We start from the raw sequence: 14,506 nt of genomic DNA on the forward strand, positions 1-14,506 counted from the left end.
ACCGATGCCGCTCTTCATCGCGTCAGTCACCTTTGAGACGAATTCGGACTGCTTTTCGATGCGAGCTGCCGAAGCACCCAGGGCAGCGGCGCCGTCGACCGCAGTCTGGATCAAAGCCTCAATCTTCGCGATGGAACCGTCAGCGGCTGTCGAAGAACTGACATCGACGTCGCCCAGCGTCAGGCTGGCTTCAAAATTGACCGAGCTTACGGTGATGTTTGACGCGGTGACCGTGCCAGTCGAATCGCGATCAAGCGAGGACAGAACGGTCAGGTTACCGCCGGCGGTGTTCAGCAGGTTCGCACCGTTGAACTGCGACCCTTTATAGATTGCTTTGATCTGGTTTTTCAGCTCGTCGACTTCGGCTTTGAGTTTGCCGCTGTCCACGTTCTCCCCGGTTGCATTGACCACTTTTTCCTTCATCTCTTTCAGAAGGTCGGTGATCTGTTCGGCGCCAGCAAGTGCAACCGCAACAGTGGATTCCCCCAGAGCCAGCGAATCGCCCACGGCGTTGAAGCCGGCAACATCCGATTCCATGACCTTCGAGATCGCCCAGATGGCCGAGTTGTCCTTGGCCGTTGCGACGTCCTTACCGGTGGAAATCGCGTTCTGGGTATTCTCCAGGTTCATGTTGATGGAGTTCAGAGTCTGCAGAGCGACCATTGCGCCGTTGTTCGTCAGAATGCTTGTCATAGCTTTTTGTCCTTTAGCATTAGGAGACGTTTCGTCTCGCGTGTTTGATGCCCCGAAGGGCGTCTCTGACGTCGTTCTGACTATGCGTTAAGCCGTGCGGCTTCCGCGCCCCCCCCGTTTCCCGAGGCGCGATTGTACCTTTCTGCAATAGTTTCTAAGGGAACATTAACGGCGAGAGTTGGGGTCTCTAGAATTCCGCCTAAGTTGTGCATGCTTTTGCATGCCTCTCGAATATTTGATCCAATCCGGTGCCAAGCGGGTCTTGCGGCCTGCGCCTTCGTATAGATCCGGACCTGTCCGAATGACCCGCTCGCCGCAGGACGCGCGGTTTTTCTTCGCTCTTGTCAAGGTTGGGGGCTCAACTGGCCTTTGGTGAGACCTGTACGGGGGAGCTCATCTAGGCTCGTGTGTGGGGTCCACTGATTGCAATCGCCACGCAACTGGCACAGGTTCGCCATTCGTGCTGCGACTGAGCGGATGCCCCTCCCCAATGGCACTTTTCGATGGGTTCTGAATGCGCGTGACCTTGCCTCACGCCGTCGAAAAGGGCTGGCGTTTCAGGTCGGAAAAACTGTTGATCGCTTCGATCGCCTGTTCTTGTCGCACGAGGACGGCTTTTCTCTTTTTCAAAGCGCCATCCATCATGGCAGTACGCCCTTCGCCGAGGCCGACATTTCGTTCATCGATGAGGGGCTAAGGATAAGAAACCGGGGCGCGTCTGGCGCGCCCCGGATCAGGCCGTTTAACGGAACAGCTGCTGTAGGGTCTGTGGCGCCGAGTTGGCAATCGATAGCGCCTGTACGCCTAGCTGTTGCTGTGTCTGCAACGCCTTTAATCGCGCGGATGCGGCTTCCATATCAGTATCCACCAGCGCGCCGATGCCGCTCTTCATCGCGTCAGACACCTTTGAGACGAAGTCGGCCTGCTTCTCAATGCGGGCTGCCGAAGCACCCAGGGCAGCAGCGCCGTTGATTGCAGTCTGGATCAGAGACTCAATCTTCGAGATAGAAAGTTCAGCCTGCGTTGAATTCGAAACATCGATGGTCCCCAGGGACAGGTTATCCTCAAAGTTAACCGAGGCTACGGTGATGTTCGAAGCGGATACTGTAGAGGATGTGCCAGTCCCATTGCGGTCAAGCGAGGACAGAACAGTCAGGTTGCCACCGTTCTTGTTCAGCAGGTTTGCACCGTTGAACTGCGACCCTTTGATGATCGAGGTGATCTGGTTTTTCAGCTCGGTAACTTCGGCGGCAAGTTTCCCGTTTTCCACGTTCTCCCCGGTCGCATTGACCACTTTTTCCTTCATCTCTTTCAGGAGCTCGGTGATCTGTTCGGCGCCGGCCGTTGCAACCGCAACAGTGGATTCCCCCAGAGCCAGCGAGTCGCTTACCGCGTTGAAGCCGGCAACGTCCGATTCCATGACTTTCGAGATCGCCCAGATGGCCGAGTTGTCCTTGGCCGTTGCGACGTCTTTACCGGTGGAAATCGCGTTCTGGGTATTCTCCAGGTTCATGTTGATGGAGTTTAGGGTTTGCAGGGCGACCATTGCGCCGTTGTTCGTCAGAATGCTGGTCATAGCTTTTAGTCCTTTAGCAATATGAGACGTTTCGTCCCCGAGTATTTCCTGTCCCGAAGGACATCTCTGACGTCTTTCTGACTATGCGTTAAGCCATCTGGCTTCCGCGCCACCTCGTTTCCCGAGGCGCAAGCGGACTTTGTTGTGGAGTTTGCTAAAGGAACCCTAATTGCGAGATAAAGCTTCTGTGATATCCTCTTTTGGTTGTATTTCCTTACGCGCGTCTCTCGAGTTTCTGGTCCAAACGGGTGCCATAGCGGGTCTTGCGGCCCGCGCTGTCATATACGTCCAGACCTTTGCGAACCCGGCGCAATTCCGCCATACGTGTTGCGACCGAGCGGATGCCTTCCATGGCGCTTTCCAGAAGGTCCTGATTACGCGTGACCTTGCTTTGCACCTTCGAAAGGGTTTGGCGTTCCAGATCGGAAAAACTGTTGAGCGCTTCGATCGCCTGTTCTTTTCGCGCAAGGATGGCTTCCATTTTTTTCAAATCGCCGTCCATAAGGGCAGCGCGCTCTTCGTCGAGGATGGTATCCAGTTCATCGATGAGGGTCTGGGGATTTTGGTCAGTCATTTCTGAGATTCCTTCAGTGCGTGATAGAGTGATTCGGCGAGCCCGATGCCGCCGGCTTTTGCAATTTGTTCTGCCTGGGCACGGACCAGAAAGCTGGAAAACTGTTCTTCTCCAGCACCGCCGCCGCCAAGTCCTTCGCGTGATTCACCAAGCCCCGCAGATTTCAACATTTCCGCCAAAAATGAAGCTTCTAGCTCGAGCGCCGCCTTGCGCAGAGGGTCATCTTGCGGGGGCTGTTGCACGGGCTGGGGCTTGGCCTGCGGCAGGGCCTGTGACAGGGGGGATATGGTTGCATTCGGCATTTTGGCCTCGGTCTGACAGAAACTACGAATTGCTTCGATTTTTCTGAGACTGCGACATAACCGGTTAAAATTGCCGTAACCGCTTTGAGGTAGAAGGGGGTATCGAGATAGAACGTCTGGAAACCCATGCATACCACATCACTCATAGGTCAGGCCCTTGGCGGAGCCACAGGCAGCAAGACCTCCCCAGCGCAGGATGCTCCGAAGAAGACTCAGGATCGTTCGTTCGCAGATTATGTAAATGACGCATCCTCCAAGCAGGAGGCGGCACAGTCCCAAACATCAGAAACAATCGATAGCGGCATAGCGGATCAGGCTGATTCTCAGGCTGCTGTTGAGGCGGATAGCGCGTCCGCCAGCTCAGAGGACGCGGTTGCCGATCAGGCGACGGGAGAATCGACCGGGAGCGCAGCGGGAGAGGATGTTGAAACGCCGAGCGAAGCGGCCATTTCGGCAGGACATGCGGCTCTGGATGCGGAAAAACGGTCTGCCAGGTCTGCAGATCTGCCTGAAGGTGCGCGCGTGGGGCAGAAGATAGGTCAGGGAGCTGTCGCCGGATCGGCGGTGGCAGAAGACGGCGAAGCAGCCGCTTCAAAAGCGGCCGGGAACACGACAGCTCAGACGGCAGGCGAGGAAAAAGCGCAAGGTCCGGCTGCCGCAGGCGCAGCCTTTGCCGGACGAGAGACGATTGAAAACCAGGCCCCGGCGCGGGCGGCACAGTCAGGTGGTAAAGCCACCGCGGGCGGTGGCGATGTGAAGGTCGGCGAACAGTCGGCCATGACGGTCAATACCGAAGCGGCCCAGGAGGAGGGAGCAAGCCCCGCCAGAACGCAGACCGGAGCCGCAGATCAGGCCGTCGCCAGAGTGGCTCAGGACAAGCCAGGCGCTGCGGCGGCAACCCCGGCCAGCCCTGCAACCGCGGCTGACGCGACCAAATCCGCGACACCGGCTAGTCCGGCAGAGGCGAAAGCATCGTTGAAAGCAGAAGAAAAGGCGGCTGACGCCCGGATGGCTGCAGCAGACAAGGCGACGCCCGCTGCCGCTGCCGCCGCGAGCAAGACATCTTCCGCCGACAGCGTGCCGAAGTCTGTGTTCCAAATGCAGGTCGAAAACGCAGAAGCCGGGGATTCCCGCAAGGCGCGCTATCGCACCCGCAATGGTGATGCGCAGGCCGCTGCCGAAGTGGCCAAGGCATCCACTGCCGCTGCGGGTGTCCAGACAAACGCGGCCACTGCAGTCAACGCAACCACCAATTCCGCCATTGCAATGATGCAGGCGTTGCAGGCAGACACCATGAAACTGTCGCAGGCGCCGGGGCTGCTGGGGGATTCATCCGGTAGCGGGTTGAGCATGACAGCAGATCTTCCCGGGCTGCCGCAGCTTCTGACCGAAGCGGTGTTCCAGCCCGGAATTACGCACCGACCGGAAACCCCGCGTATGATCGCTTCGCAAATGGCCGAAGCATTCGTGGCGAAAGGCGACCGGAACGTGGATGTTTCACTGAACCCCGAAGAGCTGGGCAAGGTGAAGATGCGCGTTGCGACCAGTGAAAACGGCATCACCATGATCATCCAGACAGAACGCCCGGAAACTGGCGATCTGATGCGTCGGCATATCAATGAGTTGGCCGAGGAATTCCGCCGCATGGGGTTCCAGGACATCTCGTTCGAATTCAGCAGCGGTGATTCCGCGGGCGGTCAGGCGCAGCAGGGACTGGGCGATGGCACCGGTGCCGGGACCGGGCATGGCGCCTCGACCGGGGCCACCGATATGAGCGCGACCGATGAGGTCGCTGAAACACAGATACAGAACCTCCGGTTGGGCTCGACCGGCGTTGATATGAGAGTTTGAACCATGACAGATGCTGTAAGCGCGGCCAGTGCCGCGACAACGACACAGGCCAGCGCCGCGAAAGCCACGCGTCCGACCGGACTGGCTTCGGACTTTGAAACCTTCCTGAAAATGCTGACCGCCCAGGCGCGTTATCAGGATCCGCTGGAACCGCTCGATTCGACGGAATATGCATCACAGTTGGCGCAGTTCTCGATGGTGGAGCAACAGGTTCAGGGCAACGATCTGCTGCTCGCCATGCAGAATCAGCTGGGCCTGTCCAACATGGCGGCGATGTCCGGCTGGGTGGGCATGGAGGCCCGCGTTGCGGCGCCGGGTTATTTTGACGGATCCTCTCCGGTGGTTGTGGCCCCCAATCCGGCGGCTGCTGCGGATCAGGTGACAATGGTCGTCACAGATGCTGATGGGACCGAAGTCGCTCGTATCAACCTGCCTGTTTCGGCGGAGCCCTATTCTTGGGATGGCACCGATCAGGAGGGCAATACGCTCGAACCCGGCAGCTATGCCTTCACCATCGAAAGCAGCCGTGACGGCGATGTTCTGCTGACGGATCTGGCCGAGGTCTATACCAAGGTGACGGAAACCCAGATGCAGGGCGGCGATGTGGTCTTGATCACCGAAGGCGGCTCGGCGATCTTGGCATCCACTGTGACGGGGCTTCGCGACGCTCCGGCCGAGACCTGACAATAGGGCAGGGACCGCCGGAACATCGGGGGGCATCGTCCCCTGATACCCTCGCATTTCGCCGGGGGATGAAGACTGGAGCGGACCCTGTCAGCCAAATCGCCTGAATTTCACAGCAGATTCTTTACGTATCTGAACGCCTCGGGATTTGAGGCGCGCGCCCCCCGGATCCTGACCGGGGGGCGTTCGAATCATGTCTGGCGCATGGGCGATTTGGTGGTGAAATTGTTCGAGCCGGGACGAAAAAATCCGCTGTTTGCCAATGATCCCTTGCGGGAAATTGCAGCGCTTTCGGCCTTGTCTGGGACCGGAATGGTGCCGCATCTGGTCACTTCTGGTCATTTCGAGGGGCGCCATTGGTTGGCCTATTCTCATATTGAGGGCGCTCCCTGGCAGCGCGGTGCTGCCGAAGTGGCCCGGCTGCTTGGCAGGTTGCATGATCAGCCGGTTTTCGCAGGCGTTCCCGCAGGCGTGAATGGCAGCGCGATGCTGACGGCGCAGACCGAAAGCATCCTGTCCCAAACCCAAGGTGGCGCGGATCTGCGCGCGTTGCGCCCCGCAGGACAGGTGTCGCCCGCCTCCCGGACCAGCCTCATCCATGGTGATCCGGTGCCAGGCAATCTGGTGGCGCATGACGGAACACTGACCCTGATCGACTGGCAATGCCCGCAGAAAGGCGATCCGGCCGAGGATCTGGCACTTTTTCTGTCGCCCGCAATGCAATTCCTGTACCGCGGCAAAGTCTTGAGCCGCGCGGAGGAGGCCGCCTTTCTTGCGGCCTATCCGGACCGGCAGGTCGTCGAGCGTACAGAGGCCCTGAAGCCCTGGTTCCATTGGCGCATGGCAGCCTATTGTCTGTGGAAAGCGGAGCAAGGCGGGGCACAGGACCGGGCCGCAATGCAGCTGGAGATCGCCGCGCTTCAGTCCATCATCCCTAGCACCGCATAGGCGGGCGGCATCACCACCCGGCGGGCGCGGCCAAAGGGGAATTTCCCCATGCTCTGAACAACGGGTGAATAGGGCAGATCAGGTTGCTTTCCCTGCACCAGATCAGCCAGCAACCGACCGGAATAGCTGCCCATGGCAACCCCATTACCGTGATAGCACAGGCCCGCGAACATCCCTTTTTCACCGGGCACCGGCCCGACAAACGGCACCAGATTGCGCGCCATGGAGACCATGCCAGACCAGAAATGCGTGCCTTCCACTGTGCTCCATTCGGGGAACATGATGTCAAAATGCTGACGCAGTGCACGGCGAATCGCGGTTTCGGAACGTGGCGAGGCAAAAAGCCCACCCCGCATGCCAAACAGGAACCGCCGGTCCGGCATCAGCCGGAAATAATGCAGCAGGTTGCGGGTATCAAAGGCCATCTGATCGCTGAACCAACCCTGCGCCTGAAGCTCCTCATCGCTGAGTGGGCGGGTCACCATCACTGTGGATTGCGCCGGGATATAGCGGCCTGACAGCCAGTCCGGAAGCCCGTCCCAGGAATAGCCGTTCGTGGCCACGATCACCTGATCGGCGTGCAAAGCACCGTCTGGTGTTGTCAGGATATGCCCGCCGCTCGATGCGCGGCTGAGTCCGGTGACCGGGCTGTTCTGAAACAGGCGGGCCCTGGCAGATTGCGCGGCGCGGGCGATGCCGAACAGGTATTTGCGGGGATTGAGACCGAATCCCACCGGGATAGTCAGGGCGCCAAAAAAGCCGCCGTTCATTCCGTTCGCGGCCAGTTCATGCTGTTCCAGCAACTGCGGTGAGCCGCCCGCAGCGGCAATCTCATCGGCCTGTCGGCGCAGCGCCTTCATGGCGCGCGGGCTGTGGGCCATCTGGGTTTCGCCATCCGAGTGGGTATCGGCATCGATCTGGTGACGGTCCAGCAGCTGGCGCACCAGATCGACGGCGGCGACCTCACCGGCATCATAGATGTCGGTCGCCTCGGCGCCGAATTTGCGTCGCATGGCAGCGCCCGACAGCTTGGCACCGCCGATACAGCAAAAACCGCCGTTGCGTCCGGAGGCACCCCAGCCGGGTGTTTCAGCTTCAAGCAGGGCGACCTTTGCTCCGGCCTCGGCCAAATGCAGGGCGGCGGACATGCCGGTGAAACCGCCGCCGATAATTGCGACATCGGCTGTCACCTCACCGGACAGCCTGGGCCAGTCGGGGGCAGCAATGGTTCCATCCCACCAGCAGCCGTCCCGCGGGCCCGGGCCATAGGCGTAGTCAGAGAAGATCCGCCGCATCAGGTCCGCGCCGCCGCCTGTTCATCCCGTTTCTGCCGCACCATCTGGTGTTTCGTCACCAACGAGGCCGAAATCACGCCGATGGTGACAATGGCAATCATGATGGTCGACAGCGCGTTGATCTCTGGGGAGACCCCAAGGCGCACCGCCGAAAAGATCTTGATCGGCAGGGTGGTGGCCGCTGGTCCCGAGGTGAAAGAGGCAATGACCAGATCATCGAGCGACAGGGTAAAGGCCAGCAGCCAGCCCGAGATCACCGCAGGCGCGATGATGGGCAGGGTCACCAGACGGAATGCCTCCGCCGGGGAACAGCCCAGATCCAGTGCGGCCTCTTCCAGCGACCGGTCGAATGTCACCAATCGCGAGGAGACCACCACCGACACGTAGCACATGGAGAAGGTGGTATGCGCCAGAACGATGGTCAGAATCCCCCGGTCCAGCCCAATGCCGATGAACAGCAGGAGCAGCGACAGACCGGTGATTACCTCGGGCATCACGAGGGGTGCGTAGATCATCCCGGAAAATAGGGTGCGGCCAAAGAACCGCCCGCCGCGCACCATGACATAGGCGGCCATGGTGCCAAGGACCGTCGCGATGGTCGAGGAGAAGACCGCGACCTTGATGGTGACCCAGGCGGCGTTGAGGAAGGCCTCGTTCTGCATCAGCTCGCTGTACCATTTGGTCGAAAAGCCCGCCCAGACGGTGACCAGCTTGCTTTCATTGAAGCTGAAGATCACCAGAATCACCATCGGCACATAAAGAAAGGCAAAGCCAAGCGTCAGCGAAACGGTATTGAACCAGCTCATCCTGTTCATTGTTCGGCCTCCTGCTGTTTCTGCTGGTTGCGTTGGAACAGCACGATGGGAACGATCAAGAGGAGCAGCAGCACTACCGCCACGGCCGAGGCAACCGGCCAGTCCCGGTTCGAGAAGAACTCTTCCCACAGAACCTTGCCGATCATCAGCGTGTCGGATCCGCCGAGCAGAGACGGGATCACGAACTCGCCCAAGGTGGGGATGAAGACGAGGAAACAGCCCGCGATGATGCCGGGTTTCGACAGCGGGATGGTCACCAGCCAAAAGGCGGAGAGCCGCGAACAACCCAGATCCTCGGCCGCTTCGATCAGCGATTCATCCATCCGCTCTAGCGCGGAATAGATCGGCAGGATCATGAAGGGCAGGTAGGTATAGACCACGCCGATATAGACGGCGGTATTGGTGTTGAGGATGGTCAGCGGCTCGTTGATGATCCCCAGCCACAACAGCAACTGGTTGAGGAACCCTTCGTTCGACAGGATGCCCATCCAGGCGTAGACGCGGATCAGGAAGCTGGTCCAGAACGGCAGGATCACCAGCATCATCAGCGTCGCGCGCCATTCGGACGGCGCCCGCGCCATGCCGTAGGCGATCGGATAACCCGCCAGCAGCGTCAGCACTGTCGAGAAGAAGGCGATCTGCAGCGAGCTGAGATAGGCTTTCCAGTATAGATCGTCCTGTGTCAGCCAGACAAAGTTTTCAAAGTCCAGCTCGGACAGGAAGGTCCAGATGCCCGTCGCCCAGTCGAATTGCGGCATATAGGGCGGGCGCGCCAGCGCCACATCCGAAAGCGAGATTTTCAGGACGATGGCAAAAGGCACCAGAAACAGCGCAAAGAGCCACAGGTAGGGGACAATGATCAGGGCAAAGCGGCGCATCAGTTCGCCAGCAGGACGCCTGCCGTGGCGGTCCAGGACAGCCAGACAGTGTCTTCCCATGTAAAGGCCCGGCGCGAGATGCGGCGGGTATTGGCGGCCTGCGCCTTGATCACCGCGCCAGAGGGCAGTTCAACGTGATAGGTCGAGATATTACCGAGATAGGCAATGTCGAGGATCTTGCCCTGCACCGCGTTATCGGCGCCTTCGGGACGGTCTGCCGTGATGGTGACCTTTTCCGGGCGGATGGCCAGATGTGCGGTCTGCCCGTCCGAGAACGTGTTGGGGGTTTTGACCGTCAGCGGTTCCTGCCCTTCTTTCCAGTTCAGGGCATAGCTGTCTTCGCCGGTGGGCGTGACGGTGCCGTCGATGATGTTCACATCACCGATGAAATCGGCGACGTAAACGGAATTGGGGGTCTCGTAGATGCGATCCGGGGTGGCGACCTGCATGATCTTGCCGTTGTCCATCACCGCAACGCGGCTGGCGACGGTCATCGCCTCTTCCTGGTCGTGGGTGACGATGACAAAGGTGGTGCCAGTCTTCTCCTGAATGTCCATCAGCTCGAACTGGGTGTCCTGGCGCAGCTTCTTGTCGAGCGCACCAAGGGGTTCGTCCAGCAGCAGCAGTTTTGGCGCCTTGGCCAGCGACCGCGCCAGTGCCACCCGCTGCCGCTGTCCACCCGAGATCTGGTGCGGTTTGCGGCGGGCGAATTTTTCCAGCCGGGTCAGGCGCAGCATGTTCTCCACCCGCTCGGCGATGTCGTCCTTGGGCATGCCTTCGCGTTTGAGCCCGAAGGCGATATTGTCCCAGATGCTGAGATGCGGGAACAGCGCGTAGGACTGGAACATCATGTTCACCGCGCGCTTGTTCGGCGGCACCGGGGCGATATCCTGACCGGCGAGATAGATCTTACCTTCGGTCGCGGTTTCAAACCCGGCGAGCATCCGCATCAGCGTGGTCTTGCCGCAGCCCGAGGGGCCAAGAAGCGCGAAGAACTCCCGCTCGTATATACCGATTGTCAGATCGTCGATTGCGGTGAACTCACCAAAGCGTTTGGTGACATTTTGGAACTCGATCAGAGGCTTGGCCTCGGGGTCGTTCCAGGGTTCAAAAACGGGAAGTGTCAATCCGGCCCCCTGCGCGGTCCAGGTCCAAAGCGGCACTGGCCCCTTTGGAAGGTGTATTGGCATAGCCCGGCAGGGCACAGGGTGCGCCCTGCCGGATCAGGCGATATCGGATCAGGTGCCCGACTTGATCTTGGTCCACAGACGGGTCACGACGCGCTGCACCTTGGGGGCATAGGGCGTGGTGGTGAACAGGTTGGCCAGGGTGGCTTCATCCGGGTAGATCGCCGGATCGCCGATCACGTCCTCAACCAGGAATTCCTGCGATGCCTTGTTGCCGTTGGCGTAGTAGACGTAGTTTGATGCCGCCGCCATGTTCTGCGGGTCCATGATGAAGTTCAGGAACACATGCGCCGCATCCGGGTTCGGGGCGTCGACCGGAATGGCCATCTGGTCGAACCACATCTGGGCGCCTTCGACGGCCGCATGATAGGCGATTTCGACGCCATTGTCGGCTTCGGCGGCGCGGTCGCGGGCCTGCAGCACGTCACCGGACCAGCCCACTGCCACGCAGATGTCACCATTCGCCAGCGCGTTGATGTATTCGGAGGAATGGAATTTCTGGATATAGGGGCGCACCGCCATGAAGACGCCTTCGGCCTTGGCGATCACGTCCGGGTCATGGCTGTCGGGATCTTCGCCGATGTATTTCAGTGCAGCGGGGATCATTTCTGCCGGGGCATCCAGGAAATGGACGCCGCATTCGGCCAGTTTTTCCATGTTGTCGGGGTTGAAGACCAGCTCAAGCGAGTTGATCGGGGCATCGTCGCCCAGCAGTTCCTTGACCTTGCCAACGTTCACACCGATGCCGGTGGTGCCCCACATGTAGTTGATGGAATAGGCGTTGTCCGGGTCGTACTGTTCGGTGCGGTTTTCGACCACATCCCACATGTTCTTGTGGTTGGGCAGCTTGGACATGTCCAGTTTCTGGAAAGAGCCTGCCATGATCTGGCGCTGCAGGAAGGTGCCGCTGGGCACCACCACGTCATAGCCCGACCCGCCGGCCAGCATTTTGGTTTCCAGAAGTTCGTTGCTGTCGAATACATCGTAGATCAGATCGATCCCGGTCTCTGCCTCGAACTTTTCCAGAAGGGCTTCGTCGATGTAGTCGGACCAGTTATAAACGCGCACCTCTTCCGCGATGGCGGCCGTGCTGCTAAGGGCAACGACGGCGGTCAGTGTCATCGTCTTGAGTGTCATGAGTATCTCCCTGTGCCTGCCGGTTTCATTGCCCGGCTGGGGTGGATTTGATCAAGTTTTGCCTCGTGGGGCAATACTGTTTATGTTTTCACCGGGTGGTTCTTGGTGCAAGCTGCCCAAAAACTAGGAGGATACCCCAAGGTGACAGAGATCACATCTTCGGCCCAGAATGCAGAAGACGGCGCGGCGAAAACGCCGGCCCATGAGGCCGTGTATCAAAAGCTGCGCGCGCAGATCCTGTTCGGTGAACTGGCGCCGGGGCAGGCGGTAACAATCCAGGGTTTGACTGCGGCTTTGGGGGTTGGGATGACACCGGTCCGCGAGGCGATCCGCCGACTTATCTCGGATGGGGCGCTGGTGTTTCAGGGTAACCGGCGTGTTTCCGTTCCCTTGTTGCGGACATCGGATGTCAAAGAGCTTATTTTCGCAAGAAAAACAATTGAGTGTGAGCTTGTCAGGCTCGCAACAACACAGGTTTCGGACGCCGATATCGCTGAGCTGGAGCGCATCGACACGGCGCTGGATCAGGCGATTTCCGCAGGCGATGTGCCGGGGTATCTGGCGCAGAACTACAGTTTCCACACCGCATTATACAGTCGCGCCGCCGCTCCGATCCTGACCGATCTTGCGGATCGCCTGTGGCTGCGCTTTGGCCCGTCCCTGCGGGTGGTCTGTGGCCGCTTTGGCACCCAGAGCTTTCCGGACCGTCACAAGGACATCCTTGAGGCCTTGCGTCGCAGGGATCCCGAAATGGCTGCTTTGGCGATGGAGCGGGACGTTTGTCAGGGCATGGATCAGGTCAGCATGGGGCTGGATCCGGACAACTGATTCGATTGACACCGTGAAATTTGATCATATTCTGGGGCCAATCTCTTATTTTTGGAGCGACTCCCATGAATGCGATCACCAACCACATGCCGACGGCCGAATTGCAGGCCCTGGACGCCGCGCACCACATGCATCCCTTCACCGCCAATGGTGAACTGGCGGAAAAAGGCGCCCGGATCATCACCCGCGCGAGCGGTGTCACGCTGACCGATAGTGAAGGCAACGAGATCCTCGACGCGATGGCGGGCCTGTGGTGCGTCAACATCGGCTATGGCCGTGACGAGCTGGCCGATGTCGCCGCGCGCCAGATGCGCGAGCTGCCTTATTACAATACCTTCTTCCAGACCTCGCATGTGCCGGTCATCGCTCTGGCCAACAAGATTGCGGAACTGGCGCCCGGTGATCTGAACCATGTATTCTTTGCCGGGTCGGGATCTGAGGCGAATGACACCAACATCCGCATGGTGCGTCACTACTGGGCGCTGAAAGGCAAACCGACCAAATCCATCATCATCAGCCGCAAGAACGCCTATCACGGCTCTTCGGTTGGCAGCGGCAGCCTGGGCGGGATGTCGGCGATGCATGAACAGGGCGGCCTGCCGATCCCGGATATTCACCATATCAACCAGCCGCATTGGTGGGCCGAGGGTGGTGACACCTCCCCCGAAGAGTTCGGCCTGCAGCGCGCGCAGGAACTGGAACAGGCGATTCTGGAACTGGGCGAAGACCGCGTCGCAGCCTTTATCGCAGAACCAGTTCAGGGTGCGGGCGGCGTCATTGTGCCCCCGGAAACCTACTGGCCGGAAATTCAGCGCATCTGCGATAAATACGAGATCCTGCTGATCGCGGATGAGGTGATCTGTGGCTTTGGCCGCACCGGCAACTGGTTTGGCAGCCAGACCATGGGCATCCGCCCGGACATCATGACCATCGCCAAGGGGCTGAGTTCGGGCTATGCGCCGATCGGCGGCTCGGTGGTGTCAGATGAGGTCGCCGCCGTGATCGCGAGCGACGAATTCAACCACGGCTATACCTATTCCGGGCACCCGGTGTCCTCGGCGGTGGCGCTGGAAAACCTGCGCATTCTCGAAGAGGAAAACGTGGTTGGTCACGTGCAGGATGTGGCTGCGCCCTATCTGAAAGAGCAATGGGAGGCGCTGATTGATCACCCGCTGGTGGGGGAGGCCAAGATCGTTGGCATGATGGGCTCAATCGCGCTGACACCGAACAAAGAAGCGCGGGCTGCCTTTGCGGCACCTGCCGGAACGGTGGGCTATATCTGCCGCGAGCGGTGCTTTGCCAATAATTTGATCATGCGCCATGTGGGCGACCGGATGATCATCTCTCCTCCGCTGGTCATGACCCCGGCCGAGATCGATACCCTGATCGAACGAGCCCGCCTGTCGTTGGACGAATGCTATGCCGCACTGAAAGAGCAAGACCTGCTGCACAGCGCCTGAACTTAAGCGCAAACACCGAATTTCGGCAGGAAAGCGGTGTTTGGCATGCATTATTTGCCTGAAAAACAGGCCCTGTGCCGGAATCAAAGGATCTTCCCGGCGCAGGGCCTTTTCTTGCACATTTTCGTGAAAGGGAGCCCGTGGCAGAGGATTCTCCTGTATGATCATTTAAAATATGCCGCAAATTCTGCTTTTGCGGTCGCAATCGGTCCGATCCGCTGAAAGCTAGTCCCTAAGCTAGTTTCAAGCACTGAAAGGACGATCCGGTTGCATCCACC

General features: G+C 59.5%; 14 protein-coding genes. 5 read left to right on the forward strand and 9 right to left on the reverse strand.

Annotation, left to right across the window (positions count from 1 at the left end):
• From C6W91_RS10525 to C6W91_RS10540, 4 genes are all read right to left on the reverse strand, one after another.
• On the reverse strand, window positions 1–693 hold a 693-nt coding region (locus C6W91_RS10525; RefSeq protein ID WP_370570801.1), incomplete at its 3' end, for a flagellin.
• A 742-nt stretch (window positions 694–1,435) separates the two neighbouring features.
• A complete protein-coding gene (locus C6W91_RS10530; protein WP_274831682.1) occupies window positions 1,436–2,269 on the reverse strand; it encodes a flagellin in 834 nt (277 codons plus the stop codon).
• A 214-nt stretch (window positions 2,270–2,483) separates the two neighbouring features.
• Window positions 2,484–2,843: a flagellar export chaperone FlgN gene (locus C6W91_RS10535; RefSeq protein ID WP_065272151.1), complete on the reverse strand. Its 360-nt coding sequence runs from the start codon at window positions 2,841–2,843 to the stop codon at window positions 2,484–2,486.
• Window positions 2,840–3,145, reverse strand: coding sequence for a rod-binding protein (locus C6W91_RS10540; RefSeq protein ID WP_274831681.1), 306 nt, complete (start codon window positions 3,143–3,145; stop codon window positions 2,840–2,842). Before C6W91_RS10540 ends, C6W91_RS10535 begins: the two co-directional genes overlap by 4 nt.
• Window positions 3,146–3,667: 522 nt before the next feature.
• On the opposite strand from C6W91_RS10540, the gene C6W91_RS10545 reads away from it, so the two are divergent.
• From C6W91_RS10545 to C6W91_RS10555, 3 genes are all read left to right on the forward strand, one after another.
• Complete coding sequence (locus tag C6W91_RS10545) at window positions 3,668–4,996, forward strand: flagellar hook-length control protein FliK (protein WP_274837900.1); 1,329 nt, start codon at window positions 3,668–3,670, stop codon at window positions 4,994–4,996.
• A 3-nt stretch (window positions 4,997–4,999) separates the two neighbouring features.
• On the forward strand, window positions 5,000–5,680 hold the full coding sequence (locus tag C6W91_RS10550; protein ID WP_065272154.1) for a flagellar hook capping FlgD N-terminal domain-containing protein: 681 nt from the start codon (window positions 5,000–5,002) through the stop codon (window positions 5,678–5,680).
• Window positions 5,681–5,812: 132 nt separating this feature from the next.
• A complete protein-coding gene (locus tag C6W91_RS10555) occupies window positions 5,813–6,628 on the forward strand; it encodes a phosphotransferase family protein (protein WP_274839014.1) in 816 nt (271 codons plus the stop codon).
• On the opposite strand, the gene C6W91_RS10560 is transcribed toward C6W91_RS10555, so the two are convergent.
• The 5 genes from C6W91_RS10560 to C6W91_RS10580 form a co-directional block, all read right to left on the reverse strand.
• Window positions 6,601–7,923 carry an NAD(P)/FAD-dependent oxidoreductase gene (locus C6W91_RS10560; protein ID WP_370570802.1) on the reverse strand — a complete coding sequence of 441 codons (1,323 nt, stop codon included), beginning with the start codon at window positions 7,921–7,923 and terminating at the stop codon, window positions 6,601–6,603. The two genes, C6W91_RS10555 and C6W91_RS10560, sit on opposite strands and share 28 nt — an antisense overlap.
• Window positions 7,923–8,738 (reverse strand): ABC transporter permease, encoded by an 816-nt coding sequence (locus C6W91_RS10565; RefSeq protein WP_065272157.1) that lies wholly within the window; start codon window positions 8,736–8,738, stop codon window positions 7,923–7,925. The genes C6W91_RS10560 and C6W91_RS10565 overlap by 1 nt, the downstream gene beginning before the upstream one ends.
• Window positions 8,735–9,616, reverse strand: a complete 882-nt coding sequence (locus tag C6W91_RS10570) for an ABC transporter permease subunit (protein WP_065272158.1) — start codon at window positions 9,614–9,616, stop codon at window positions 8,735–8,737. Before C6W91_RS10570 ends, C6W91_RS10565 begins: the two co-directional genes overlap by 4 nt.
• Window positions 9,616–10,743, reverse strand: coding sequence for an ABC transporter ATP-binding protein (locus C6W91_RS10575; RefSeq protein WP_274829389.1), 1,128 nt, complete (start codon window positions 10,741–10,743; stop codon window positions 9,616–9,618). Before C6W91_RS10575 ends, C6W91_RS10570 begins: the two co-directional genes overlap by 1 nt.
• A gap of 111 nt (window positions 10,744–10,854) precedes the next feature.
• Window positions 10,855–11,940: a polyamine ABC transporter substrate-binding protein gene (locus C6W91_RS10580; RefSeq protein WP_065272159.1), complete on the reverse strand. Its 1,086-nt coding sequence runs from the start codon at window positions 11,938–11,940 to the stop codon at window positions 10,855–10,857.
• Between the two features lie 141 nt (window positions 11,941–12,081).
• Between C6W91_RS10580 and C6W91_RS10585 the strand changes: the two genes are divergently transcribed.
• Window positions 12,082–12,768 carry a GntR family transcriptional regulator gene (locus C6W91_RS10585; RefSeq protein ID WP_274829391.1) on the forward strand — a complete coding sequence of 229 codons (687 nt, stop codon included), beginning with the start codon at window positions 12,082–12,084 and terminating at the stop codon, window positions 12,766–12,768.
• 65 nt (window positions 12,769–12,833) lie between these two features.
• On the forward strand, window positions 12,834–14,228 hold the full coding sequence (locus tag C6W91_RS10590) for an aspartate aminotransferase family protein (protein WP_274837903.1): 1,395 nt from the start codon (window positions 12,834–12,836) through the stop codon (window positions 14,226–14,228).
• The last annotated feature ends 278 nt before the right edge of the window (window positions 14,229–14,506 follow it).

The sequence above is a fragment of the Phaeobacter sp. SYSU ZJ3003 genome, from assembly GCF_041300735.1.
Lineage (GTDB): Bacteria > Pseudomonadota > Alphaproteobacteria > Rhodobacterales > Rhodobacteraceae > Phycobacter > Phycobacter gallaeciensis_A.

Bases quoted from the DNA above. Each gene is read 5' to 3' on its own strand.
- C6W91_RS10530 (WP_274831682.1), bottom strand. From the start codon at position 2,269: ATGACCAGCATTCTGACGAACAACGGCGCAATGGTCGCCCTGCAAACC.
- C6W91_RS10535 (WP_065272151.1), bottom strand. From the start codon at position 2,843: ATGACTGACCAAAATCCCCAGACCCTCATCGATGAACTGGATACCATC.
- C6W91_RS10540 (WP_274831681.1), bottom strand. From the start codon at position 3,145: ATGCCGAATGCAACCATATCCCCCCTGTCACAGGCCCTGCCGCAGGCC.
- C6W91_RS10550 (WP_065272154.1), top strand. From the start codon at position 5,000: ATGACAGATGCTGTAAGCGCGGCCAGTGCCGCGACAACGACACAGGCC.
- C6W91_RS10560 (WP_370570802.1), bottom strand. From the start codon at position 7,923: ATGCGGCGGATCTTCTCTGACTACGCCTATGGCCCGGGCCCGCGGGAC.
- C6W91_RS10565 (WP_065272157.1), bottom strand. From the start codon at position 8,738: ATGAACAGGATGAGCTGGTTCAATACCGTTTCGCTGACGCTTGGCTTT.
- C6W91_RS10570 (WP_065272158.1), bottom strand. From the start codon at position 9,616: ATGCGCCGCTTTGCCCTGATCATTGTCCCCTACCTGTGGCTCTTTGCG.
- C6W91_RS10580 (WP_065272159.1), bottom strand. From the start codon at position 11,940: ATGACACTCAAGACGATGACACTGACCGCCGTCGTTGCCCTTAGCAGC.
- C6W91_RS10590 (WP_274837903.1), top strand. From the start codon at position 12,834: ATGAATGCGATCACCAACCACATGCCGACGGCCGAATTGCAGGCCCTG.